We start from the raw sequence: 22,706 nt of genomic DNA on the forward strand, positions 1-22,706 counted from the left end.
TGTAGTTTAAGGCCCATGGAACCGCTCGCACGTATAGGCAGGGCAACCGTTGACGTCCTGACCGTCCTGCTCGACTCTGAGCAGCCGCGATGGGGGTTGGAGATCATCAAGGCCACCGGCCGGCCGTCCGGCACGGTCTACCCACTGTTGGACCGCCTGGAGAGAGCCGGATGGGTCACGTCCTCCTGGGATGACCAGGATCGCAAGGGTGCCCGGCGGCGACTGTACGTACTGACGCGCGACGGGGCGACCGAGGCTCGCCGGATCTGCCAACGCGCCGCTCAGCGGCGCACGCTCCGGATCTCCACCACTCGGCCGGACCTGGCCCGATGACAGCATCCCGCCGAATGCGCCTCGCTCTGGCCGTCAGCCGGTTTGCCTCGGCCGCGTTGCCGGTCTCCGATGCCCGCTCGCGCTACCGCGAACAGTGGGAGGCGGACATACGCGGCGCCGCCGACATGGGACTGTCTCCGCTGCGGCTCGCTCTCGGCACCGCAGTGGCAGCCCTCCAACTTGCCGCTACCACCAGGAAGGGGACAGCAGTGCTTGCGCCAGGGAACATCGCGCTGGCCGTCCGGGCAGCCGGTGCGCCCCGCGTGCGTACCGGCCTTGCGGTGACGCAGTTGGGATCCGGCGGTCTGTATGCGGTCGTGCTGGTGTTGTACGCCGTCAGCCGGATCCGGTTGGGACTCGGCCACTATGAACTCACCCACGAGATGCACGACCCCAAGGACCTCGTGCCTTTCGGTTTCTCCCTGCTCAACCCCTTCACCTGGCTGTTCATGACCTCGCAGCTGTACATGATGCTTCATGGCTGGGTGCTCGGAGCTGTCCTCGCTGCAGGGTCACTCGTCCACGCGCTTACCGGCAACGACCGCCGGCGGCGGCGGCTCTCCGTGACCGCGACGGCGGTCAGCGCCGTTGTGCTGGCCATCGCTCTCAGTGGCTTCGGCTGGGACATATTCGTCTGGGTCAGGGATTAGAGCGAGCGAGATCGCGTAGCCACATCTTCATCGTGGCGATCCGTCGGCAGCAGCGGCCTCAACAGCCGCACGGGTACGTCCGAGCATCGGATCTTTGCGCGGTTCGGCCGGGACCGGACCGCCGCAACCCCTACCGTCTGTGCAGGGACGAAGGGGTGCGAATGGGGCAGGCGGGGGGCGCGGAGCAGCCCAGGCGTACGCGGGACCGGCGCCGGGAGGCGCACGCGGCCGCAGCGGCCCGGGCCGGGCGTCACGCCGGCCATACCGCGCCGGAACTGCCGGAACGGGTGGCGGCCCCGGCGCGGCCGGCTGCCCCCGCCGGGCGGCTGCGCAGGTGGTTGTTCGCGCACCGGGTCGAGCCGGTCGGCCCGGAGGTCGGCGAGCACCAGACCCGGTCCCACCCGTGGTGGCAGGTGATGTGCCTGACCGGTGTCGACTACTTCTCCACGCTGTCCTACCTGCCCGGCATCGCCGCCGTGGCGGCCGGCGCGCTCAGCCCGCTGGCCACGCTGCTGATCGTGGCGCTGACCCTGCTCGGGATGCTGCCGATGTACCGCCGGGTGGCCCGGGAGAGCCCGCACGGGCAGGGCTCGGTGGCCATGCTGGAGCGGCTGCTGCCGTTCTGGCGCGGAAAGATCTTCGTGCTGGTGCTGCTCGGCTTCGTCGCGACCTCGTGGATCATCACGATCACGCTCTCCGCCGCCGACGCCAGCGTGCACCTGCTGGAGAACCCGGTCCTGCCCGCGTCGTTCCCGCACGGCGGCGCGGTGGCGGTGCTGGTCACGGTGCTGCTGCTGCTCGTGCTCGGTGGCGTGTTCCTGCTCGGGTTCAGCGAGGCCGTGCAGGTCGCGATCCCGCTCGTGGCGGCGTTCCTGACGCTGAACGCGGTGGTGGTGGTCGCCGGGGTGGCCGAGGTGGTCGCCGAACCGGGCCTGCTCGGCGACTGGACCGGCCGGCTGGCACGCACCGGCGGGCCCGGCGACGTCCTGGTCACGAGCGTGCTCGCGTTCCCGCTGCTGGTGCTCGGCCTGTCCGGCTTCGAGACCGGGGTGAGCATGATGCCGCTGGTGCGCGGCGAGGGCGACGACCCGCAGCGGCGGCTGGACGCCCGGATCCGCAACACCCGGAGGCTGCTCACCGCCGCCGCGCTGATCATGTCGGTCTACCTGGTCGCCACCACGTTCGTCACCACGGTGCTGATCCCACCCGAGGCGTTCGCCCCCGGCGGGCCGGCCAACGGGCGGGCGCTGGCGTTCCTCGCCCACGAGCACCTGGGCAAGGCGTTCGGCACCGCGTACGACATCAGCAGCGTGCTCATCCTCTGGTTCGCCGGGGCGTCGGCGATGGCCGGGCTGATCAACATCGTGCCCCGCTACCTGCCGTCGTACGGCATGGCGCCGGAGTGGGGACGGGCGGTGCGCCCGGTGGTGCTGGTCTACACCGCGATCAGCATCGCCATCACGATCGCCTTCTCCGCCGACGTGAACGCCCAGGCCGGCGCGTACGCCACCGGCATCCTCGCGATGATGGTCTCCGGCGCGATAGCGGTCACCATCGCGGCGTGGCGGGCTCGTGGCCGCGCGGCCTCGGCGGGGTTCGCGCTGCTCACCGCCGTGCTGCTGTACGCGCTGGTGGAGAACGTGGTGGAGAAGCCGGACGGGATCACCATCTCCGGGTTCTTCATCGCCGGGATCGTCGCGGTGTCGCTGATCTCCCGGGTCACCCGCACCACCGAGCTGCGCGCCGAGCGGATCGAGTTCGACGAGCCGGCCCGCCGCTTCGTCGACGAGTCGGTCGCCCGGGACGGGCGGCTGCACCTGATCGCCCACAAGAGGCAGAGCGGGTCGGTCAAGGAGTACCGGGTCAAGGAGCGGGCCCAGCGGTCGATGAACCCGGTGCCCGGCGCCGCCGACGTGCTGTTCCTGGAGATCGACGTGAGCGACCCGTCCCAGTTCAGCCAGGTGCTACGGGTGCACGGGGTGGAATCCGGCGGCTACCGGATCCTGCGCGCCAGCAGTCCGGCCGCGCCGAACGCGATAGCCGCGATCCTGCTGGCCCTGCGCGACGCCACCGGCGTACGCCCGCACTGTCACTTCGAGTGGTCGGAGGGCAGTCCGATCGCGCACCTCCTGCGTTACCTCATCCTCGGCCGGGGCGACACGCCACCGGTGGTGCGGGAGATCATCCGCAAGTCCGAGCCGGACCCGACCCGCCGCCCCGGCATCCACGTCGGCGGCTGAGGCGCGGGGGGACCGCTGCCGTGCCCACCGGCCGGGCGGGCGAACCGGGCGAGACCCAGCCTCCTAGGACGGCTGAGGGTTGGTGACCGGCCACGCGGCGGGCACGGAACGGCCCGCGCTCGCCAGGCGGGCGCGGGCCGGGAGGGGAAGTACGGAGGCGGCGGCCTACTTCGACGGCTCCGGGAGCTTGCAGTCGACCTTCGGGTTGGCGCCGATGTAGTTCAGCGGACCGGCCACGATGGTGACCAGGATCGTGCCCGCCTCCGCACAGTTGGTTTCGTCGTTGCCGTAGTAGCCGCGCTGACCGGCGGCGATGGCGCCGATGATGAGCCAGATGACGACCAGGACGCCGACTATCGAGGTGCCGCGCATCAGTTGCCTCCACTGGGGTCGTGGTGATTCGAGGTGGAGGCCATGTACCCCGTGCGGGTGATCCGCCAAACGGCGCAGCCGTGCCGACGCGGCCGATTCCGATTACCTCAGTGCGGTGGCATCGGCTCCTCGGGCGGGCGGCCCCGGCTGCGGCGGTAGTCGGCGAACGCCACCCCGGCCAGCACCAGCGTCGCCCCGGCGGAGGTGTGGACCGGCGCGAGGTACAACCCGGCCGGGGCGATCGTGAGCAGCGCCAGCACCCCGCCCGGCCGGGACGACGACACCCGGCTGAACACCTCGTACTCGAAGGCGGCCCGCCCGGTCAGGAACAGCGCCGGCCCGCCGAGGATCACCGCCAGCCAGGCCGGCGGCGTGTGGCCGTTCGGCTCCAGCAGGACCAGGTCGAAGCCCGCCGCGGTGGTCACCACCCCGGCCACCATCAGCAGATGCGTGTACGGCGCGGTGTTGAGGAACCGGTTCGGCCGGTCGGCCCGGGCGATGGCGTGCGGCAGCAGCTCGCCGGACTTGTGTACGTAGATGCGCCAGAGCAGCAGCGTGGTGGCGAACGCGACGGTGAAGGCGACCAGGTTCTCCACCTCGGAGTGGTGCAGGCTGAACACGGTGCCGGCCACCAGCACGGCGTCGCCGAGCGCGATGATGAAGAACTGCTGGTACCGCTCGGACAGGTGCTCGGCGGTCACGTTGCGCTGCGAGTCGGGCACCGCACCCAGGACCGGCACCGGGTACGCCAGCCGGAATCCCAGATAGTCGATGGCCAGGGCGCCGAACCAGAGCAGGAGCCGTGCGGTGCCGTGCGCGGCCAGCGCGCCGACCAGCCACGGCACGGCCGACACGGCGAACCAGACGAAGATGCGCAGGGCCCGTTTGTTGCTCTGCGGGTGCCGCCGCACGGCGGGCATGAGGAACAGCCCGCGTCCGAGATGGATCGCCACGTACGTGCCGGCGAACACCAGCCCGCGGGCGCCGAACGCCTCCGGGATGGCGGTGGTCATCAGCAGCGCGCCGAACATCACCGCCACGATCAGCAGCTTGATCTCGGTGCGCTGCGGATCGTAGATGTCGGTGACCAGCGTGGTGATCGCCCAGGTCCACCAGATCGCCATCAGCATGACCAGCGACTCGCCGGCCCGCTCCCAGGTCACCGACCCGACCAGGTTGCGCGAGATCAACGCGAGCGCGGCCACGTAGACCAGGTCGAAGAAGAGTTCGAGCAGGGTCACCCGGCGCGGCGCCTCCGGGTCGCGGACCGGCGGTCGGCCAGCGGGCTCCGGCGCTGCGGTGGGCACGTCGCGGGCCGGCTGCGGTGCGGCCGGGCCGAGCCGGGATCGGCCCACGGAACACGCCGGGCCGGCGGCGACCACCGTCACCACCGGCCCGGATTGCGGATGCGGACTACTCGGCGCCGGCCGGCAGCACCCGCTCGGCGTCGGCGGGCGCGCCCGCCAGCACCTTCGCCTGCTGCGGCCAGGTGGCCAGACCGGGCGCGGCCCGCAGCCCGGCGGCCTTCACGGTCTGCCGCAGCGCGGCCTCGTCCAGCTCGGCGAGCTGCCGGTAGGTGCGGATCCCGGCCTCCTGCAGCGCGGCGGCCAGCTTCGGCCCGATGCCCTGGATCCGCCGGAAGTCGTCCGGCGCGGTGTCGGCCGCGTCCGCCGGCACGTCGTTCTCGGCCGACGCGCGCGGCGCGGGCACGACGGTCGGCGCGGCGGCGACCGGCTCGACGGCCTTGACGGGCTCGTCCGCCTCGGGCGTCTCAGCCGGCGTGGCATCCGCGGTGGGCTCTGCGGCCGGGCCGGCCGGCGACGCCGTGGCGTCGGGCTCGTCGGCGAGCGTCGACTGCGCCGGCACGGCGACGGGGGCGCGCTCCGGCTCCGCCGCGAAGGGCTCCGACTCGGCGACGAGCGCCGGAGACCCGGCCGGTTCGTCCACATCGGTGGCGGTCGAGGCCGTCGCGGGCTGGTCCGCACCGACGAACGTGGAGGCCGGCGCCTCGGCCGGACGATCGGCGGTGAGGGAAACCGGCTCGGCCTCGGCGACGGGCTCGGCGGCCACCGGGGAGGGCTCCGTCTCGGCGACTACCGGCGACGGCTCGTCGGCGGAACGGGCGGTCGCCACGGCCGGCTCGGCGGTCACCGCCTCGGTGGGCGCGGGCTGCTCGGCAACCGTCGCGGTGGCCGGGGGCTCGTCGACCACCGCGACCGGGCTCGGCGCGTCGACGGTGGCGGTCACCTCGGGGGCGGTCTCCGCCGAGGACGGCGCCGGTGCGCCGGACCGGCGGCCGACGACGAACCAGCCGGCGCCGAATCCGATGAGCAGGGCCAGTATCACGAACAGCCACTGCCCGAAGCTCGACGGCATGGCCACCTCCTTCTATGTACGTGCACGACGAGGGCGAAAGACTCGGGGCAGCTTCGCACACGCGCGCGGCGTACGACAGGCAGGCCGGGGTCGGGCCGCGCCGGTGGGACCGGAGGTGTCGGCCGGTGGCCGGCGGGTGACCGAGCGTGCGTCGCAGGAGGCCGGCGACGGCGGGGGGAGACGCCCCGGAACCCGGGTGCCGTGCGTGGTTCCGGGGCGCCCCGTCCGTCGCCCGTGGCCGGTCTAGTGGATCCGGCCGGGCGCGGGCGCCTCGGCGGCGTCCCAGCTGTAGAAGCAGCCGGCCACGGCGTCGCGGGGGGAGTGCCAGGTCGGCAGGTACGCCGAGGTGTGTGCGGAGAGCCGCTTGTTCACCTGCTCGTACAGCGGGTTGTCGCGCAGCTCCCCGGTCAGGCCGGGGGCGACGTCGACGGTCTCCATCAGATGGACGCACAGATCGTGCAGGTAGTACAGGGACCGGTGCCGGACGCCGGTGAGGTGGGGAAGTTCGGTGGCGTCGGCCTCGGCGAAGATCTGCGCCACCCGTCCCTGTGCGCCCGGCACGATCCGGCTGACCACCAACAGTCGACTCATCGTGACCCCTCTCGCCGCCGCGGTCCTGCGCTCACCGTGCCGGTCGCGCTGTCACCTCGCCGTCACCGCGTACCCCGGGGCATTGATGGGGGGGCCGCCTTGGCGGACCGGTTCGTGCGGCGCGGCGGCGGCGGGTCCGGGCGGCTGGCCCGGCGGATCGGCGCGAGGGTGTCGTCGAGCAGCGCGGTCATCGCCGGGGACGGTTCCAGGCGCAGTTCGCGCAGGAGCAGGTCGCGGTAGACGTAGAAGGAGTGGACCGCCTCGAACGCGTTGCCCTCGGCCAGGTGGATGCGCACCACCAGGCGGTGCGGGGTCTCCCGCAGCGGCTCGGCGGCCATCGCCTCCAGCGCGGCCTCCAGCGCCTCGCCGTGCCGCCCGGCGGTGAGGTGGTTGCCGGCCAGCTCCTCCAGCATGTGCAGGCGTAACTGGCGCAGCCGTTCGCGTTCCAGCAGCACCCAGTCGTCGTACCAGCCGGGGAGCAGGTCGTGGCGTCCCGCGCCGGTGGCGCCGCGCGGGACGGCGCCCTCGCGAACCAGCGTCGCGGTCTCCACCAGGTCGTCCACGTCGAGACGGACGGTGGGCCCGAGGCGGACGGTGTCGCCGTCGGTGCGCAGCGGGCAGCACGGATCCTGCCGCAGCCGCCACAGCGCGGTACGCAGCGACGACAGCGCCCGCTCCTCCGGCGTCTCCGGCCACAGCAGCCCGGCGAGATGGCTGCGGGTCGCGGCCGGACGCAGGCCGATCAGGGCGATGACGCGCTGCAACCCCCGGGGTACGACCACCGGCGCGTCGTCGTGCAGGAGCTGGAAGCCGCCGAGCAGGCGCAGTGTCACCCGGGGCGCGGGTTCGCCCGCCGTCGGCATTCTCGACCCACCCGACACGGCGAACCCCCCAGCACCGGAACCCTCGTCCCGACCGTTATCCGTTGCCCGGACCGCCGCCCGCGACGCGGGTGTCGGAACGCCTCCGCCGCGGCCGGGAAACCTCCACGATGGCCGGGCTGACCGAGACGGAGAATATCAATGCCTGTTACTCTCAGTCAACGCACGGTCGTTCACCCGACTGCTCTCCGTGGGCCGGTTACACGGCTGTGATCTGCGAATAAGTGTCGCCCAGCCGGGACCGGAAGGCGATCTTCGCATAGCTCACGCACAGCTTGCGTCAACGCAGCGTCACCATCTCTCTGTGGCGCGGCGGGCCCGGTTGACGCCCGGTAGACGCCGTCGGCGCGACCGTGTGGCGATCCGTGCGGCGCGACCGGTTCGCCGCGCACCGGGACGTACGCAGGAGGCGCGAATGGACCGTTCGCTCATCGTCGCCAAGGTGGTGCCGACGGCCGAGGACAGGGTGGCCGAGATCTTCGCCGAGTCCGACGCGACCGAGCTGCCCGGCCTGGTCGGCGTCCGGCACCGCTCGCTGTACCGGCTGCACGACCTCTACGTCCATCTGCTGGAGACGGAGACGCCGGCGCAGGGCGCTGTGGAGGACGCCCGGGGACATCCGGAGTTCGTCCGGATCAGCGAGCGGCTGCGGCCGTACATCTCGCCGTACCTGCCGACCTGGCGCTCGCCGCGCGACGCTATGGCGCACTGCTTCTACCGGTACGACGCGCCGGCCCACCTGCGCGACACCGCCGGGCGGCCACAGTGACCACCACCGCCCCGCGCGACGAACAACTCTGGTCGAGGTGCGACGGGTGCGCGTCGCTGCTCTACCGCAAGCGGCTGCGCCGCAACCTGGACGTCTGCCCGGAGTGCGGCTCGCACGCGCGGCTGGACGCGCCGGACCGGGTGGCGCAACTGACCGACCCGGACTCGTTCGTCCCGCTGCCCGACCCGGCGGCACGCGTCGACCCGATCGGGTTCGTCGACGAGCTGCCGTACCCGCACCGGCTCGCCGCGGCCCGCGCGGCGACCGGCCTGGACGAGGCGGTGCTCTGCGGCACCGCCCGGCTGGGCGGGCACCCGGTCGCGTTGGCGGTGATGGACTTCCGCTTCCTCGGCGGCAGCCTCGGCTGCGCGGTCGGTGAGCTGATCACCCGGACCGCCGAGGGGGCTCTCGCCGACGGCGTCCCGCTGGTGCTGGTGACCGCGTCCGGCGGCGCCCGGATGCAGGAGGGCGCGCTGTCGCTGATGCAGATGGCCACCGTCAGCCAGGCCCTCGCGGGGATGCGCGAGGCGGGCCTGCTCACGGTCAGCGTGGTCACCGATCCCACGTACGGCGGGGTGGCCGCCTCCTTCGCCACCAACACCGACCTGGTGCTCGCCGAGAGCGGCGCCCGGCTGGGTTTCGCCGGCCCCCGGGTGATCCGCCAGGTCACCGGCGCGAAGCTGCCGGAGGGCTTCCAGACCGCGGAGTACCTGCTGCGGCACGGCCAGGTGGACATGGTGGTGCCCCGGCACGCGCTGCGGGGCCGGCTGGCCGCGCTGCTCGCCGCCGCCGACTCGGGCCGCCGCGCGCCGGAGACAGCGCCCGCGCCGCGCCCGGCCACCGCGTCGACCGTGACCGCCCGGCCGGACCGCGACCCCTGGGAGACGGTACGCACGGCGCGGCACCCGGGCCGGCCGACCACACTGGACTACCTGGAGACCGCGTTCGACGGGTTCGTCGAGCTGCACGGCGACCGGCTCGGCGCGGACTGCACGGCGGTCGTCGGCGGCATCGCCCGCCTGGACGGCCGGCCGGTGATGGTGATCGGCCACCAGAAGGGTCACACCACAGCCGAGCTGGTGACCCACAACTTCGGCATGGCCAGCCCGGCCGGGCACCGCAAGGCGCTGCGGCTGATGCGTCTCGCGGCGCGGCTGCGGCTGCCGGTGGTGACGCTGGTGGACACGCCCGGCGCGGATCCGGGAGTGAGCGCCGAGCAGCAGGGCCAGGCGGCGGCCATCGCGGAGAACATCCTCGCGCTCACGGTGCTGCCCACGCCGGTGGTGGCGGTGGTCACCGGGGAGGGCGGCAGCGGCGGCGCGCTCGCGTTCGCGGTCGCCGACCGGGTGCTCATGCTGGAACACGCTGTCTACTCGGTGATCAGCCCGGAGGGTTGCGCGGCGATCCTCTGGCCGGACAGCTCGGCCGCCCCGCAGGCAGCCCGCGCACTGCGGCTCACCGGCGCCGACCTGTGCCGCCTCGGCGTGGTCGACGAACTGGTGCCGGAGCCACGCCCGGCCGCGCACGCCGACCCGGGCGGCGCCGCCGAGCTGCTGCGCCGGGCGGTCGCGGCGAACCTCGCCCCGCTGCTCACCGTCCCGCCGGCCACCCTGGTCCGCCGCCGGAGGCAGCGCTTCCGCCGATTCGGCGCGGCCCGCTCCGCCGGACCGTCCCCGGCCGGCACGTCTGCGGCGTCGCCGCCGGCTGCCTCCCCGGCCGGTGGCCGGGCGGAGGTGGCGTGATGGCCGACGCCGAGGCCGAGCAGGTGCTCGACGGGCTGCGCCGGCAGGCCCGCCAACTCGTCGCCGACCTGGCCGGGCCGGTGCGCCGGGTGCGGCTGCGCAGCGGCGAGTCGGTGCTGGAGGTCGAATGGCACGATCCGGCGCTCCCGGCGCAGCGCGCCGCCGAACCGGGCGAGGCCCTGCCCGCGCGGTTGCCGGCGGTCGACCGGCCGGCCGTGCGCTCACCCGTCGTCGGCACGTTCTACCGGGCCCCCGAGCCCGGGGCGATGCCGTTCGTCGCGGTCGGCGACATGGTCCGCCCGGGCCAGGTGGTCGGCATCGTCGAGGCCATGAAGCTGATGAACGAGGTGACCGCCGGCCAGGCCGGACGGGTGGTCGAGGTGCTCGTCGACGACGGCAAGCCCGTCGAGTACGACCAGCCGCTGATCGCCCTGGAGCCGGTCACCGGACAGGACTGCTGATGTTCGACAAGGTGCTGATCGCCAACCGGGGCGAGATCGCGCTGCGGGTGCTGCGTGCCTGCCGGGAACTCGGCGTGCGCACCGTGGTGGTGCACTCCAGCGCGGACACCGACTCGCTGCCGGTGCGGCTCGCCGACGAGGCGGTACGCATCGGCCCGGCGGCCAGCCGCCGCAGCTACCTCAACGCGGCGGCGATCGTGGAGGCCGCCCGGCAGACCGGCGCGCAGGCGGTGCACCCCGGCTACGGCTTCCTGTCGGAGGACGCCGACTTCGCCGAGATCTGCGCCGAGAACGGCCTGGTCTTCGTCGGCCCGCCGCCGCAGGTGATGGCCGCGCTCGCGGACAAGTCGACGGCGCGGGCGCTGATGAGCGGGGCCGGGTTGCCGCTGCCGCCGGGCAGCGTCCGGACGCTGCCCACCGTCGCCGAGGCGCAGGAGGTGGCCGCCGAGGTGGGCTACCCGGTCATCGTGAAGGCAGCGGCGGGCGGTGGCGGGCGCGGCATGACAGTGGTGCGCTCGGCCGCCGAGCTGCCCCGCGCGTACGCCAGGACCCGCGCCGCCGCGCAGGTCGCCTTCGGCGACGACCGGGTGTACGTCGAGCGGTACCTCGCCGACGCCCGCCACGTCGAGGTGCAGGTGCTCTGCGACGGCCACGGCAACGGCGTGCACCTGGGCACCCGGGACTGCTCGGTACAGCGCCGGCACCAGAAGCTGATCGAGGAGGCGCCCGCGCCCGCGCTGCGGCAGGCCACCCTGGACACCGTCGCCGAGGTGGCGCTGCGCGGCGCGCTGTCGGTCGGCTTCACCGGCGCCGGAACCGTGGAGTTCCTGGTCGACGAGGCCGAACGCTGCCACTTCCTGGAGATCAACTGCCGGATCCAGGTGGAACACCCGGTCACCGAGATGGTCACCGGCATCGACCTCGTGCAGGAACAGCTGCACGTGGCGTACGGCACCCCGCTGCGGCTGCGCCAGTCCGACGTCCGACTGCACGGCGTGGCGATCGAGTGCCGGGTCAACGTGGAGGACCCGGATCGCGACTTCGCGCCCGCCCCCGGCCGGCTGGACCGGTTCCGGCCGCCGGGCGGCCCGTTCACCCGGGTCGACACCCACGGCCACGCCGGCTACCTGGTCAGCCCGCACTACGACTCGCTGCTGGCCAAGGTCGCGGTGTGGGCGCCGGACCGGGACGCCGCGCTGGACCGGCTCGACCGGGCGCTGGCCGAGTTCGACGTGGCCGGCCCCGGCGTGCGTACCACCATCCCGTTCGCCCGGCGGGTGCTGCGCGACCCGGCGTTCCGCGCCGCCCGGCACACCACCGCCCTGGTGGAACGGCTGCTCACCCCACCCGCCGACGACGCCCCGCCCGACACCCCGCCCGCCGACGGCACGGTCGCGGCGTCCCCGGCGCGGGCCGTCGTGCCCGACCCGCGCGGCGCGACCGGACCGGACGGCCGTACCCCCGTCAGCGCCGTGCCCGCCGCAGGCCCGACCACTTGGAGGAACCGATGACAGTCGCCCCCGACCGCCCGCTCACCCGCGAGATCACCGACATCCTGGTCACGCACTGCGGCCTGGACCCGGACGCCGCCGCCGACGCGCCCGCGGCGAGCCTGGAGGAGCTGGGCATGGACTCGCTGGCGCTGCTCGAACTGTCGGCGGTGGTGGCCGACAGGTGGCGGGTGAAGATCCCCGAACAGGCCGGGCAGCTCAGCATCGCCGGCGTCGCCGACCTGGTGGCCCGCAGCTCGGATCCACCCGGGCACACCGAGAACTCCGTGGAGATCGCCGCGCCGCTGCCGCTGGTCTGGGAGATCACCAACGACGTGGCCCGGTGGCCGGACCTGTTCACCGAGTACGCGGTGGCGGAGATCCTGCACCGCGACGGCGACACCGTGCGTTTCCGGCTCACCATGCACCCGGACTCCAACGGCGTGTCGTGGAGCTGGGTCAGCGAGCGCACCGCCGACCCGGCCGCCCGCGAGGTGCACGCCCGGCGCGTCGAGACCGGCCCGTTCGAGTACATGCGCATCCACTGGCGGTACGAGGAGACCCCGGTCGGCACCCGGATGACGTGGACGCAGGACTTCGCGATGAAGCCGGACGCGCCCGTCGACAACGCCGGCATGACCGACCGGATCAACACCAACAGCGGGATCCAGCTCGCCGTGATCAAGGAGAAGGTCGAGCGGGCGCACGCGGGAGGCGCGCGATGACCGACACCACCACCGCCCGCGTCTCCGTCCACGACGTACCCGCCGACCGCCGCCGCGGCGGGGAGCTGCGGGTGCTGCTCGGCCCGAAGACGGTCGGCAGCACCTCCGGTTTCATGGGCGTCGCCACGCTCGCCCCCGGGGAGCGGATCGCCGAGCACTATCACCCGTACAGCGAGGAGTTCCTCTACGTCGCCCGTGGCGTGATCACCGTCGACCTGGACGACGCGCCGGTGCCGCTCGCCGCCGGGGAGGCGCTCTACGTGCCGAAGGACGTGCGGCACCGGCTGCGCAACACCGGCGACGAGCCCGCCGAGGTGGTGTTCCACCTCGGACCGCTCGCGCCCCGTCCGGAACTGGGCCACGTCGACACCGAGAGCGCGGCGCCGCCGCCACGGGAGCCGTCGTGACCGGCCGGCGCACCGTGGTCACCGGCATCGGCGTCGTCGCGCCCGGCGGCGCCACCCGGGACCGCTTCTGGAAGACGATCACCGAAGGGCGCACCGCGACGCGGCGGATCAGCTTCTTCGACCCGTCGCCCTTCCGGTCCCAGATCGCCGCCGAGTGCGACTTCGACCCGGACGCCGCCGGGATCACGCTCGCCGAACGGCAGCGCGCCGACCGGTACGTGCAGTTCGCGCTCGCCTGCTCCGCCGAGGCGCTCGCGGACAGCGGCCTGGTTCTCACCGACGCCCAGCGCCTACGCGCCGGGGTGGTGCTCGGCACCGCCGTGGGCGGCACCACGGCCCTGGAGCAGGAGTACGTGCGGGTCAGCGACTCCGGCCGGCACTGGCTGGTCGACCACGCGCTCGGCGGGCCGTACCTCTACCAGGCGCTGGTGCCCAGCAGCCTGGCCGCCGACGTGGCCTGCCGGCACGGCCTGCACGGCCCCGCGCAGGTGATCTCCACCGGCTGCACCTCCGGCATCGACGCCATCGGGTACGCCCACCAGCTCGTCGCCGACGGCGAGGCCGACGTGGTGCTGGCCGGCGCCGCCGACTCGCCGATCTCCCCGGTGACCGTCGCCTCGTTCGACGCGATCGGCGCGACCAGCCCGGACAACGACGACCCGGAGCACGCCTCCCGGCCGTTCGACGCCGACCGGCACGGGTTCGTCCTCGCCGAGGGCGCCGCGGTGCTGGTGCTGGAGGAGGCCGAGCACGCCCGCCGCCGGGGCGCGCACGTCTACTGCGAGGTCGCCGGGTACGCCGGCCGCAGCAACGGCTTCCACATGACCGGGCTGCGCCCCGACGGCGCGGAGATGGCCGTGGCGATCAGCGACGCGCTGCGTCAGGCCCGGCTCGCCCCCGCGGCCGTCTCGTACATCAGCGCGCACGGCTCCGGCACCCGGCAGAACGACAGACACGAGACGGCCGCGTTCAAGCGGGCGCTGGGGGAGACGGCGTACCGGGTGCCGATCAGCTCGATCAAGTCGATGGTCGGCCACTCGCTCGGCGCCATCGGCTCCATCGAGATGGCCGCCTGCGCGCTCGCCATCGAGTACGGCGTGGTCCCGCCCACGGCGAACTGGACCACCCGCGACCCGGAGTGCGACCTGGACTACGTGCCGAACGAGGCCCGGGAGGTGCCGGTGGACGTGGCGCTGTCGGTGGGCAGCGGATTCGGCGGCTTCCAGTCGGCGATGGTGTTCCGCCGGCTCGCGGTGACGCCGTCATGACCGCCCGGGCCGTGGTCACCGGCATCGGCGTGGTCGCGCCCAGCGGCATCGGGGCCGAGGCGCACTGGAACACGGTGGTCGCCGGCACCCGGCGCACCGGGCCGATCACGCTGTTCGACCCGCAGCGCTACCCGACCCGGGTGGCCGGGGAGGTGGCCGGCTTCGACCCGGCCGGGTTCAGCGACACCCGGCAGCGGGTGCAGACCGACAGGTGGACCCACCTCGGCTTCGCCGCCACCAAGCTGGCGCTGGCCGACGCCGGGCTGCCCGAGGTGTCGCCCGACCCGTACAAGTGGGCGGTCACGCTCGCCAGTTCCTCCGGCGGCAACCTGTTCGGGCAGCGGGAACTGCAACGGCTGTGGGGCGGGCCGAGCCGCACCGTCGGGGCGTACCAGTCGATCGCCTGGTTCTACGCCGCGAGCGTCGGCCAGCTGTCGATCCGCCACCAGTTCAAGGGACCGTCCGGGGTGACCGTGTCCGAGTCGGCCGGCGGGCTGGACAGCCTGGCGCACGCGGTGCGCACCGTCCGCCGGGGCACGCCGGTGGTGATCGCCGGGGCGACCGAGTGCCCGCTCAGCCCGTACGCGCTGGCCTGCCAGTTGCGTTCCGGCCTGCTCAGCGACGTGGCCGACCCGCAGCGCGCGTACCGGCCGTTCGACGTCGCGGCCAGCGGTTACGTGCCGGCCGAGGGCGGCGCGGTGTTCGTGGTCGAGGACCTCGGGCACGCGCTGGCCCGGGGCGCCCGCGTCTACGGGGAGATCACCGGCTGGGCGGCCACCCACGACGCCGCGCCCACCGACCCGGCCACCGGCCCCGACCCGGCCCACTACGCCCGCGCGCTGCGGCTGGCGCTGGAGCGCGCCGGGGTACGCCCGCACGACGTGGACGTGATCTGGCCGGACGCGCTCGGCGTGCCCGCGTACGACCGGGCCGAGGCGACCGCGCTGCGTACCGTGTTCGGGGCCCGGACCCCGCCGGTGACCACGCAGAAGCCGCTGACCGGCCGGGCCCACCAGGGTGGGTCCGCGCTGGACGCGGCCACCGCGCTGCTGGCGTTCCGGCGCGGCATGCTGCCCGCCTCGGCCGGCCCGGATGAGCCCGCGCCCGGCTGCGAGCTGCCCTTCCTGCGGCAGCCCCGCCCGCCGCGCAGCCGGATCGCGCTCGTCGGAGCGCGCGGCTTCGACGGGTTCAACAGCGCGCTGGTGCTGCGCGGCGCCGCGCCCCCGCCGACCGTCACCGGCTGAGCGCCGGCGCAGGTCACCTCCGCCGGTCGGCGCGGCGGCGCAGTGAACGACCGGCCTCCCGGGCGCGGCCGGGCAGCCACAGCCGCAGGCCGATCAGCACCAGGATCAGCACGACCAGCAGGACCAGGTAGAGACCGCGCATGGTTCCTCCGATCATCCTGGCGGGCCACCTCGGTCCGCCGGAAGCGGAGTTCCCCGCGCGGCCGCACCTCAACCCGCCGTGCAGCGCGCAGGGCGGCACAGCCGGCGGGCCACCAAGCCGGCGTGCGCCCGATCCTGCCTGTCCGATCGAGCCTGAGCAATCCACCCAGCCGCCGTTTTTGATCTAGCCATTTGCATCTGGTGATGCAAAAAGGGCCGCCGTAGGGTTCCGTCCGTACCCGAACGACGTACCGCTGGGCGGATCGCCCAGTTCCTCAGTGGAACGGTGGCTGGTCGTGACTGCACATCCCGTGGCGGAGGATCCCGCCTCGACGACGGACTGGGTGGACGACATCCTGTTCACCGGACACGACACCGATGTCTGCCTCCGCCTGCCCGAACCGGTCGACAAGGGCACGCTGCGCCGGCTCGTCGGCGAGGCGCAGGCGGCGCTCGCCGAGGCCGGGCTGCGCGCCGGAGGCGCCGCCGCGCTGCGCCTTCCGCCTTCGCTGGCGTACGTGGCGTATCTGCTCGCCACCTGGCGTACCGGCGCCCAGGCCGTGCTGCTCGACCACCGGCTCACCGACCACGAGGTCGACCAGGCGCTGCGCCGGCTCGGCCCGCAGGTGGTGGTCGCACCGGCCCGCTCCGGTGGCGGGGCGCTGAGGATCTTCGTCGACGTCACCGCCGGGGTCAGCGCGTACTCCGACCGCCCGGCGGGCAGCCCGCACGCGGTGATCCAGCTCAGCTCCGGCTCCACCGGGCCGTCCAAGGTGATCGGCCGCACCGCCGCCGACCTGATCGCCGAGGTGCACCGCTACACCCGCATCGACGGCGTCGCGCTGCCCGGTGAGCGGATCATCCTGCTGCCCAGCATGGTGCACGTGCTCGGCCTGGTCGGCGGCCTGCTCTACGGGCTGCACGCGGGCGTCGAGCTGTGCCCGCCGGAACGGCTCAGCGGGGACGCGATCCTCGCCGCCGTCGCCGCGCAGGACACCCCGGCCACGGTGCTCGGCGTGCCGTTCCACATCGGGCTGCTCGCCTCCACCACCCCGGCCGGGCCGCTGCCCCAGCTCAAGCGCATGACCACCGGCGGCGAGCTGGTGTCCGCCGCCGTGGCGAAGGCGTTCACCGACCGCTACGGCGTGCCGTTGGGCAACATGTACGGGATGACCGAGGTCGGCGTCATCGGCACCGACCTGTACGGGCGGCACCGGCCCGCCATCGCGCCCGCCCCCGGCATCCAGGTACGCGAGCGCGACGGTGAGCTGTGGGTGTCCTGTCCGGACAACCCGTACGTCGGGCCGGCCGACCCGACCCGCTGGGCCGACGGCTGGCTGCACACCCGCGACGCGGGCGCGGTCGACCCGGACACCGGCCTGGTCACCATCAAGGGCCGGCTGGACTCGCAGGTGTCGGTGGGCGGCCTGAAGGTCGACCTGACCGAGGTGGAGGCCACGGTCGCCGGGCTGCCCGGCGTCACCGCCGCGGTGGTGGTCTGGGACGACGGCATCACCGCGTACGCGCAGACCGACGGCTCGCTGACCGAGGAGACGCTGGACAAGCTGATCGCCGAACGGCTGGCCGGCTTCAAGCGTCCCCGCACCCTGCGCCTGCTCGACCAGATGCCCCGCACGACCACCGGAAAGCTGGTCCGGTCCGTCCCGGCGCTGCGGGACGCGGCGTCGTGACCGGCCCCCTGTACGAGCCGCACGCCCGCCGCACGCCCGCCGGACGTCCGGTCCACCCCGAATCCCGCCCCGGACCGGCCGGGCAACGCGTCACCAGCGCGCCCGACGCGGCCGGTTCCCACGCACACGGTGTCCCGACCGGGCACCGTCAGCCGGTACACGGAGAAGAGGTCTGAACCCATGCGAGACGAGGTCCGCACCTTCGTCATCGAACAGCTCGCCGACATGAACTACGACGTGGAGGAACTTGACGACGACACCACCCTCGGCCCTTCCGGTGTCGACCTGGAATCGCTGGCCCTGGCCGACCTCGCGGTCCGCGTCGAGGACCGGTACGGCCTGAAGTTCGCCGACGACGAGTCGGAGAAGATGGCGCTGATGACGGTCGGCGAGTTCACCACGATGGTCGCCGACCGGGTGGTTCCGAACAGCGACAAGTCCTGATGTCCGGTCAGCCCGACCTGGGGCGAGCTGACCTGGTGAGCATGCTCGCCGAACTGACCGCGAAACCCGTCGACCAGGTGCCGGACCGGCTCGGCTCGATGGAGCTGGCCTGGCTCGTGCACATGGTCGAGCAGCGCTACGACCGCCGGCTGGACCTGAGTGACGACCAGCTCGCCGGCATCCGCACCGTCGACGACGCGCTCGCGGTGTTCCACACCTCGCTCACCGCTCCCGCAGATGGTTGAGCGGGAGACCGTACGGATCACCGGCACGTACGCGCTCAGCGCCCTCGGCAGGGGTGCCGACGCGCTGCTGGCCGGGGTGCTCACCGGCACCCCGGCGTTCGGGCCGGTGCGCCGTTTCGACACCACCGGCCGCCGGGTGACGGCGGCGGCCACCCTGCCGGAGGTCGGCACGCTCGCCGACGAGCTGGCCGACGGAGTCGACGCTGCCGCCCGGGCCGCCGGGCTGGACCGGGCCGCCCGCGCGGACTCGGCGCTGTTCCTGGCCACCCACGGCGGGCCGCACTCGCTGCCCGTACCGCAGGGGCAGGACTCACCGACGGTGCCGGCGCTCGCCGGTCACCTGGCCGAGCGGTGCGGCCTGGGCGGGCGTACCCGGATCTACACCACCGCGTGCGTCTCGGCGAGCAGCGCGGTCGCCGACGCGGCGGCGCTGATCCGCCGGGGCGACCTGGAGCGGGTCGTGGTCGCGGCCGGTTACCTGGTCGAACCGGACCAGTTCGCGTTGTTCGACGCCGGGCGGGCGCTCGCCGCCGACGGCGCGGTACGCCCGTTCAGCGCCGGCCGCAAGGGCCTGCTGCTGGGCGACGGGGTGGCCGTCGTGGTGCTGGAGTCGGCGGGCGCCGCCGCCCGGCGGGGCGCCGAGACGCTGGCGAACGTGGCCGGCTGGGGGCGGGCGGGGGACGCGTACCACCCGTGCCAGCCGCACCCGGACGGGCTCGGGCTGGCCCGGGCGGTCGAGGCGGCGCTGCGCCGCAGCGGGCTGTCCCTGGACGCGATCGGCTACGTCAACGCCAACGCCACCGGCACCCCGTTCAGCGACGCCTCCGAGGCGGCGGCGCTGACCCGCGTGTTCGGCGAGGACACCGGACGGCTGCCGGTCAGCTCCACCAAGTCCGTGCACGGGCACGCGCTGGAGGCGTCCGGCCTGCTGGAGCTGGTGGTGACGGTGCTGGCCCTGCGGCGCGGCAAGCTGCCGGGCACCGCCGGCTGGCTCGGCCCCGACCCGCAGTGCCCGCTGGACGTCATCCGCGACGCCCCCCGTCCCGCGAGAACCGAACACGCCCTGACCCTCAACGCCGCCTTCGGCGGCGCCAACACGGCCCTCCTGGTGAGCACCTCATGACCGCCCGCGCCCCCGCCCCCCACCCCGGCCTCCCGCGATCGTGCACTTCCGGCCCCGGCGAAACGGGCGCAACGCCCACGCCCGGGGCCGGAAGTGCACGATCGCGCGAGCGGGTGGCGGTGCTGGCGGAGGCCCGGTGGCCCGAGGCGGGGGACGGGGAGGAGGGCGCGGGGGTGCCGGGGGTGCCGGGGTTCGTGCACTCGCCGTTCGCGCCGCTGGTGGCGGCGGTGGCGCAGCGGTGCCTGGCGCGACGGTACGGCGCCTTGCCGCTGCCGCCGGGCAACAAGACGGCTGTGGTGCTGGTCAGCGCCGGTGGGGACACCGCCGGGGCGGCGCACGTGCGCGCCACTGTGGCCGGGGGCGGGCGGATCGGTCCGCTGTTCTTCTTCCAGTCGGTGCCGAACAGCGTGGCCGGGCACGTCGCGGCGCGCTGGGGACTGGACGGGCCGGTGGTGTGCCTGAGCCCGACCGGCGACGCGCGGGCCGAGGGGGAGGCCGAGGCGGACCTGCTGCTGTACGACGGCGACGCCGCACAGGCGTTGCTGATCCTGATCGAACTGGCACCGGACGGTGCGCCGGGCGAGGCGACCGCGGTGCTGCTGGGGGAGGGGACACGTCAATGAGGACGAAGGGACTGCGCGGCGCGCTGGCGGCCGACGCGGAGATAGGGGCGGGCAACGTGCTCGCCCGGGTGCTGGCCCACGGCGCCGACCCGGACGGGCCCGGGCTCACGTTCGACACCGCTGTCGACGGCCACCCGGCCGAGACACCGCTGACCCTGGGCCGGCTCGACCGGATGGTCGCCGCTCGGGCCGCCTGGCTGCACGAGCGCGGGGTGAAGCCACGCGACCCGGTCGCGGTCTGGGCCGGCACCGCCGCCGACATGGTGCTGTCGTTCCTGGCGCTGGCCCGTCTCGGCGCCATCCCGGCGCTGATGAACGGCAGGCTGCGCCCCGAGATCGCCGCCGAGTACATCCGCCGGCTGCGCGCCGCCGGGGTGCTCGCCGACGCCGCGCACGCCGAGGCGCTGGCCGGGCACGACCTGGGCGCGCCGATGCTCGGCGAGCCCGCGCAGGCCGGCACCGGCGACCCGGAATCGGCGCCCGCGCACTACCGGCACCACCCGGACGACCCGATCGTCATCACCCACACCTCCGGCACCACCGGCGTGCCGAAGGCGGTGCTGCACTCGCACGCCAGCCTCTTCGCCGCCACCCGCCACCTGCTGTCCATGCCGCAGGCGCAGGGCACCACACGCATCCTCAACGCGCTGCCCGCCCCGCACACCGCCACCGTGCTCATGGTCAACCAGGCGCTCGGCAACCGGGCGGAGATGTTCCTGCTCTCCGAGCAGGGCGGCGAGCGGGTGCTCGACGCGATCCAGCGGTGGCGCCCGGACGGCGTGTTCGGCTTCTCCGTCACCTGGGCCGAGCTGGCCCGGTTCGACCTCTCCGGCTACGACCTGGACTCGGTGCGGCTGTGGTTCAACACCGGCGACTGTTCGCACGAGCCGCACGTACGGCGGCTGGTCGCGGTCGGCTCCCGGGACGTGGTGACGCGCGGCGGCGTGACCCGGGTACCCGGGTCGGTGTTCATCGACGGCCTGGGCTCCAGCGAGATGGGCCACTCGATGTTCCACATCACCCACACCGGCGACACCGACAGGTACGGCCGCTGCGTCGGACGCCCGTACCGGTTCACCAGGGTCGCCGTGCTCGACGCCGACGGTAACGAGCTGCCGCCCGGGCAGGTCGGCTGGCTCGGCATCGACTCGCCGTCGCTGTTCCGCGGCTACTGGAACGACTCGGTCACCACGTACCGGTTCCGGCTGCGCGGCTGGTACCTCACCGGCGACCTGGTGTACGCCGACGACGACGGCCGCTACTACCACCTGGACCGGGCGGTCGACTCGGTCGAGGCCGGCGACGGGAAGCGGTTCTTCACCGCGCTGTCCGAGGAGCGCATCCTCGCCGCCTGCCCCGACGTCACCGACTGCACAGTGGTGATCGTCAAGGCGGACGACGGCACGGTCACCACCGACGTGCTGCTGGAGCTGGCCGCCGGGGCCGACCCCGACGCGGACCGCACCGAGCGCATCCGCGCCGCGCTCGGCCCGGACGTGGCGGCCACGCTGCGCCGGGTCGTCCCGGTACGCGCCGACGACATCCCGGTCACCGTCACCGGCAAGGTGCGCAAGGTGGCGCTGCGCGAGCGCTACCTGACCGAGACGCCGTCGTGACCGCCGTCATCACCGGCATGGGCCTGTTCACCCCGGCCGGACGCGGCGCCGCGGACACGTTCGACGCGCTGCTCACCGGCCGGTCCGGGCTGCGCCGCCTGCCCGAGGGACACCCGGCGGTGGGCTGCCTGGAGGTGGCCGGCGTGCTGCCGGACATCGACCCGCGCAGCGTCGCCTCCGGCCCGGAGACGAAGGTGCTCGACCGGGTGGTGCTGCTCGCCCTGATCACCGCCGCCGAGGCGCTCGCCGACGCCGGCATCGAGGTGGGCCGCGACGTCGACCCGGAGCGGATCGCGGTGATCATCGGCGGTGTGGGCGGCATGTCCACCCTGGAGAGCCAGGTGCTGGCACGGGCCGCCCGGGGCCGGGCGGCGGTCAGCCCGTACCTGCTCACCGGCATCCTGCCGAACATGCCCTCGGCGCGGATCGCCATCGCGCACGGCATCCGCGGCTACAGCTCGTCGGTCGGCACGGCCTGCGCCTCCGGGGCCCAGGCCGTCGCCGACGGGGTACGCCTCATCCACGCCGGTGAGGCCGACGTGGTGGTGTGCGGGGCGAGCGAGGCGCCGCTGTTCGGCACGTTCGCCGACACGTTCGGCAACGCGCGGGCACTGGCCCGGGGCTGGGACTCTCCGACCGAGGCGAGCCGCCCGTTCGACAAGCGGCGCAACGGTTTCGTGCTCGCCGAGGGTGCGGCCCTGCTGGTGCTGGAGCGCGCCGGCCACGCCGACGGACGGGGTGTGCGCGGCTACGCCGAGGTCGCCGGTTTCGGGGCGAACACCGACGCGTACCACCCGACCGCGCCCCGGCCGGACGGCGCCGGCGCGGCGGCGTGCATGCGCCGGGCGCTGGCGGCCGGCGGGGTCGAGCCCGCCGACGTCGGGTACGTCAACGCGCACGGCACCGGCACCAAGCTCGGTGACGTCGCCGAGACGATCGCGCTGGCCGAGGTCTTCGGTACGGGTGCCGTGCCGGTCAGCTCCACCAAGGCGCTCACCGGGCACCTGCTCGGCGCGTCCGGGGCGCTGGAGGCCGCCGCCACCGCGCTGGCGCTCGACGGTGGCCTGCTGCCACCCACCTACCACCTGGACGACCCGGACCCGGAGTGCGAGGCGGACCACGTCCGCGCCGCGCCCCGGCCCACCCGGGCCGCCCACGCGCTGACGAACTCGTTCGGGTTCGGCGGCCAGAACGTCAGCCTGCTCCTGCGCCGGCTCTCCGGGCCGGCCCGCCGGGCCACCGCCCCGGCCGCGGGCTGACCGGACTCCAATCCC

The 22,706-nt window shown here is 74.2% G+C and carries 24 protein-coding genes; 18 read left to right on the forward strand and 6 right to left on the reverse strand.

Annotated elements, in window-relative coordinates:
• The first annotated feature begins 15 nt into the window (after nt 1–15).
• The 3 genes from ACFYON_RS09315 (at nt 16) to ACFYON_RS09325 (ending at nt 3,223) form a co-directional block, all read left to right on the forward strand.
• Nucleotides 16–333, forward strand: a complete 318-nt coding sequence (locus tag ACFYON_RS09315; protein ID WP_355095117.1) for a PadR family transcriptional regulator — start codon at nt 16–18, stop codon at nt 331–333.
• Nucleotides 334–347: 14 nt separating this feature from the next.
• Nucleotides 348–983 carry a hypothetical protein gene (locus tag ACFYON_RS09320; protein WP_355095115.1) on the forward strand — a complete coding sequence of 212 codons (636 nt, stop codon included), beginning with the start codon at nt 348–350 and terminating at the stop codon, nt 981–983.
• A gap of 161 nt (nt 984–1,144) precedes the next feature.
• A complete protein-coding gene (locus tag ACFYON_RS09325; RefSeq protein ID WP_355095113.1) occupies nt 1,145–3,223 on the forward strand; it encodes an amino acid transporter in 2,079 nt (692 codons plus the stop codon).
• Between the two features lie 165 nt (nt 3,224–3,388).
• On the opposite strand, the gene ACFYON_RS09330 is transcribed toward ACFYON_RS09325, so the two are convergent.
• The 5 genes from ACFYON_RS09330 to ACFYON_RS09350 form a co-directional block, all read right to left on the reverse strand.
• Entirely contained in the window at nt 3,389–3,595 is a 207-nt protein-coding gene (locus ACFYON_RS09330; RefSeq protein WP_013286658.1) for a hypothetical protein, read from the reverse strand.
• A 107-nt stretch (nt 3,596–3,702) separates the two neighbouring features.
• Entirely contained in the window at nt 3,703–4,950 is a 1,248-nt protein-coding gene (locus ACFYON_RS09335) for a low temperature requirement protein A (RefSeq protein WP_355095111.1), read from the reverse strand.
• A 58-nt stretch (nt 4,951–5,008) separates the two neighbouring features.
• The gene (locus ACFYON_RS09340) at nt 5,009–5,971 is read right to left on the reverse strand and encodes a helix-hairpin-helix domain-containing protein (protein ID WP_355095109.1); all 963 of its coding nucleotides are present in this window, start codon (nt 5,969–5,971) and stop codon (nt 5,009–5,011) included.
• 243 nt (nt 5,972–6,214) lie between these two features.
• Nucleotides 6,215–6,562, reverse strand: a complete 348-nt coding sequence (locus tag ACFYON_RS09345) for a TcmI family type II polyketide cyclase (protein ID WP_354863712.1) — start codon at nt 6,560–6,562, stop codon at nt 6,215–6,217.
• Nucleotides 6,563–6,624: 62 nt separating this feature from the next.
• The gene (locus tag ACFYON_RS09350; RefSeq protein WP_387188531.1) at nt 6,625–7,425 is read right to left on the reverse strand and encodes a BTAD domain-containing putative transcriptional regulator; all 801 of its coding nucleotides are present in this window, start codon (nt 7,423–7,425) and stop codon (nt 6,625–6,627) included.
• 433 nt (nt 7,426–7,858) lie between these two features.
• Between ACFYON_RS09350 and ACFYON_RS09355 the strand changes: the two genes are divergently transcribed.
• From ACFYON_RS09355 to ACFYON_RS09390, 8 genes are read left to right on the forward strand one after another with little or no spacing between them, the layout of a single operon-like run.
• Complete coding sequence (locus tag ACFYON_RS09355; protein WP_354863708.1) at nt 7,859–8,212, forward strand: TcmI family type II polyketide cyclase; 354 nt, start codon at nt 7,859–7,861, stop codon at nt 8,210–8,212.
• The gene (locus tag ACFYON_RS09360) at nt 8,209–9,954 is read left to right on the forward strand and encodes an acetyl-CoA carboxylase carboxyltransferase subunit alpha (RefSeq protein ID WP_354863706.1); all 1,746 of its coding nucleotides are present in this window, start codon (nt 8,209–8,211) and stop codon (nt 9,952–9,954) included. Before ACFYON_RS09355 ends, ACFYON_RS09360 begins: the two co-directional genes overlap by 4 nt.
• Nucleotides 9,855–10,415 carry an acetyl-CoA carboxylase biotin carboxyl carrier protein gene (gene accB, locus ACFYON_RS09365; RefSeq protein WP_387188325.1) on the forward strand — a complete coding sequence of 187 codons (561 nt, stop codon included), beginning with the start codon at nt 9,855–9,857 and terminating at the stop codon, nt 10,413–10,415. The genes ACFYON_RS09360 and accB overlap by 100 nt, the downstream gene beginning before the upstream one ends.
• Entirely contained in the window at nt 10,415–11,926 is a 1,512-nt protein-coding gene (locus tag ACFYON_RS09370) for an acetyl-CoA carboxylase biotin carboxylase subunit (RefSeq protein WP_354863702.1), read from the forward strand. Before accB ends, ACFYON_RS09370 begins: the two co-directional genes overlap by 1 nt.
• A complete protein-coding gene (locus ACFYON_RS09375) occupies nt 11,923–12,630 on the forward strand; it encodes an SRPBCC family protein (protein WP_354863700.1) in 708 nt (235 codons plus the stop codon). The genes ACFYON_RS09370 and ACFYON_RS09375 overlap by 4 nt, the downstream gene beginning before the upstream one ends.
• A complete protein-coding gene (locus ACFYON_RS09380) occupies nt 12,627–13,037 on the forward strand; it encodes a cupin domain-containing protein (protein WP_354863698.1) in 411 nt (136 codons plus the stop codon). The genes ACFYON_RS09375 and ACFYON_RS09380 overlap by 4 nt, the downstream gene beginning before the upstream one ends.
• Nucleotides 13,034–14,305, forward strand: a complete 1,272-nt coding sequence (locus ACFYON_RS09385; protein ID WP_354863696.1) for a beta-ketoacyl-[acyl-carrier-protein] synthase family protein — start codon at nt 13,034–13,036, stop codon at nt 14,303–14,305. The genes ACFYON_RS09380 and ACFYON_RS09385 overlap by 4 nt, the downstream gene beginning before the upstream one ends.
• Nucleotides 14,302–15,549: a beta-ketoacyl synthase N-terminal-like domain-containing protein gene (locus tag ACFYON_RS09390; protein WP_354863694.1), complete on the forward strand. Its 1,248-nt coding sequence runs from the start codon at nt 14,302–14,304 to the stop codon at nt 15,547–15,549. Before ACFYON_RS09385 ends, ACFYON_RS09390 begins: the two co-directional genes overlap by 4 nt.
• A 13-nt stretch (nt 15,550–15,562) precedes the next feature.
• Here the strand turns inward: ACFYON_RS09390 and ACFYON_RS09395 are convergent, their stop codons facing one another.
• A complete protein-coding gene (locus ACFYON_RS09395; RefSeq protein WP_354863692.1) occupies nt 15,563–15,706 on the reverse strand; it encodes a hypothetical protein in 144 nt (47 codons plus the stop codon).
• 280 nt (nt 15,707–15,986) lie between these two features.
• On the opposite strand from ACFYON_RS09395, the gene ACFYON_RS09400 reads away from it, so the two are divergent.
• From ACFYON_RS09400 to ACFYON_RS09430, 7 genes are all read left to right on the forward strand, one after another.
• Nucleotides 15,987–17,381 carry a fatty acid--CoA ligase family protein gene (locus tag ACFYON_RS09400; protein ID WP_354863690.1) on the forward strand — a complete coding sequence of 465 codons (1,395 nt, stop codon included), beginning with the start codon at nt 15,987–15,989 and terminating at the stop codon, nt 17,379–17,381.
• 180 nt (nt 17,382–17,561) lie between these two features.
• Complete coding sequence (locus tag ACFYON_RS09405) at nt 17,562–17,825, forward strand: acyl carrier protein (protein ID WP_354863688.1); 264 nt, start codon at nt 17,562–17,564, stop codon at nt 17,823–17,825.
• On the forward strand, nt 17,825–18,070 hold the full coding sequence (locus tag ACFYON_RS09410; RefSeq protein WP_354863686.1) for an acyl carrier protein: 246 nt from the start codon (nt 17,825–17,827) through the stop codon (nt 18,068–18,070). Before ACFYON_RS09405 ends, ACFYON_RS09410 begins: the two co-directional genes overlap by 1 nt.
• A complete protein-coding gene (locus ACFYON_RS09415) occupies nt 18,063–19,193 on the forward strand; it encodes a beta-ketoacyl synthase N-terminal-like domain-containing protein (RefSeq protein ID WP_357707955.1) in 1,131 nt (376 codons plus the stop codon). The genes ACFYON_RS09410 and ACFYON_RS09415 overlap by 8 nt, the downstream gene beginning before the upstream one ends.
• 113 nt (nt 19,194–19,306) lie before the next feature.
• Complete coding sequence (locus tag ACFYON_RS09420) at nt 19,307–19,816, forward strand: beta-ketoacyl synthase chain length factor (RefSeq protein WP_354863682.1); 510 nt, start codon at nt 19,307–19,309, stop codon at nt 19,814–19,816.
• A complete protein-coding gene (locus ACFYON_RS09425; protein ID WP_354863680.1) occupies nt 19,813–21,432 on the forward strand; it encodes a class I adenylate-forming enzyme family protein in 1,620 nt (539 codons plus the stop codon). Before ACFYON_RS09420 ends, ACFYON_RS09425 begins: the two co-directional genes overlap by 4 nt.
• Nucleotides 21,429–22,691 (forward strand): beta-ketoacyl-[acyl-carrier-protein] synthase family protein, encoded by a 1,263-nt coding sequence (locus ACFYON_RS09430; protein ID WP_354863678.1) that lies wholly within the window; start codon nt 21,429–21,431, stop codon nt 22,689–22,691. Before ACFYON_RS09425 ends, ACFYON_RS09430 begins: the two co-directional genes overlap by 4 nt.
• The last annotated feature ends 15 nt before the right edge of the window (nt 22,692–22,706 follow it).

Source organism: Micromonospora sp. NPDC005686 (assembly GCF_042871665.1).
Classification (GTDB): Bacteria; Actinomycetota; Actinomycetes; order Mycobacteriales; family Micromonosporaceae; genus Micromonospora.

Excerpts from the sequence above, each read along its gene's own strand:
- ACFYON_RS09315 (WP_355095117.1), top strand. The coding sequence starts at position 16 with ATGGAACCGCTCGCACGTATAGGCAGGGCAACCGTTGACGTCCTGACC.
- ACFYON_RS09320 (WP_355095115.1), top strand. The coding sequence starts at position 348 with ATGCGCCTCGCTCTGGCCGTCAGCCGGTTTGCCTCGGCCGCGTTGCCG.
- ACFYON_RS09325 (WP_355095113.1), top strand. The coding sequence starts at position 1,145 with ATGGGGCAGGCGGGGGGCGCGGAGCAGCCCAGGCGTACGCGGGACCGG.
- ACFYON_RS09330 (WP_013286658.1), bottom strand. The coding sequence starts at position 3,595 with ATGCGCGGCACCTCGATAGTCGGCGTCCTGGTCGTCATCTGGCTCATC.
- ACFYON_RS09340 (WP_355095109.1), bottom strand. The coding sequence starts at position 5,971 with ATGCCGTCGAGCTTCGGGCAGTGGCTGTTCGTGATACTGGCCCTGCTC.
- ACFYON_RS09345 (WP_354863712.1), bottom strand. The coding sequence starts at position 6,562 with ATGAGTCGACTGTTGGTGGTCAGCCGGATCGTGCCGGGCGCACAGGGA.
- ACFYON_RS09350 (WP_387188531.1), bottom strand. The coding sequence starts at position 7,425 with ATGCCGACGGCGGGCGAACCCGCGCCCCGGGTGACACTGCGCCTGCTC.
- ACFYON_RS09355 (WP_354863708.1), top strand. The coding sequence starts at position 7,859 with ATGGACCGTTCGCTCATCGTCGCCAAGGTGGTGCCGACGGCCGAGGAC.
- ACFYON_RS09370 (WP_354863702.1), top strand. The coding sequence starts at position 10,415 with ATGTTCGACAAGGTGCTGATCGCCAACCGGGGCGAGATCGCGCTGCGG.
- ACFYON_RS09375 (WP_354863700.1), top strand. The coding sequence starts at position 11,923 with ATGACAGTCGCCCCCGACCGCCCGCTCACCCGCGAGATCACCGACATC.
- ACFYON_RS09380 (WP_354863698.1), top strand. The coding sequence starts at position 12,627 with ATGACCGACACCACCACCGCCCGCGTCTCCGTCCACGACGTACCCGCC.
- ACFYON_RS09390 (WP_354863694.1), top strand. The coding sequence starts at position 14,302 with ATGACCGCCCGGGCCGTGGTCACCGGCATCGGCGTGGTCGCGCCCAGC.
- ACFYON_RS09395 (WP_354863692.1), bottom strand. The coding sequence starts at position 15,706 with ATGATCGGAGGAACCATGCGCGGTCTCTACCTGGTCCTGCTGGTCGTG.
- ACFYON_RS09405 (WP_354863688.1), top strand. The coding sequence starts at position 17,562 with ATGCGAGACGAGGTCCGCACCTTCGTCATCGAACAGCTCGCCGACATG.
- ACFYON_RS09410 (WP_354863686.1), top strand. The coding sequence starts at position 17,825 with ATGTCCGGTCAGCCCGACCTGGGGCGAGCTGACCTGGTGAGCATGCTC.
- ACFYON_RS09415 (WP_357707955.1), top strand. The coding sequence starts at position 18,063 with ATGGTTGAGCGGGAGACCGTACGGATCACCGGCACGTACGCGCTCAGC.
- ACFYON_RS09425 (WP_354863680.1), top strand. The coding sequence starts at position 19,813 with ATGAGGACGAAGGGACTGCGCGGCGCGCTGGCGGCCGACGCGGAGATA.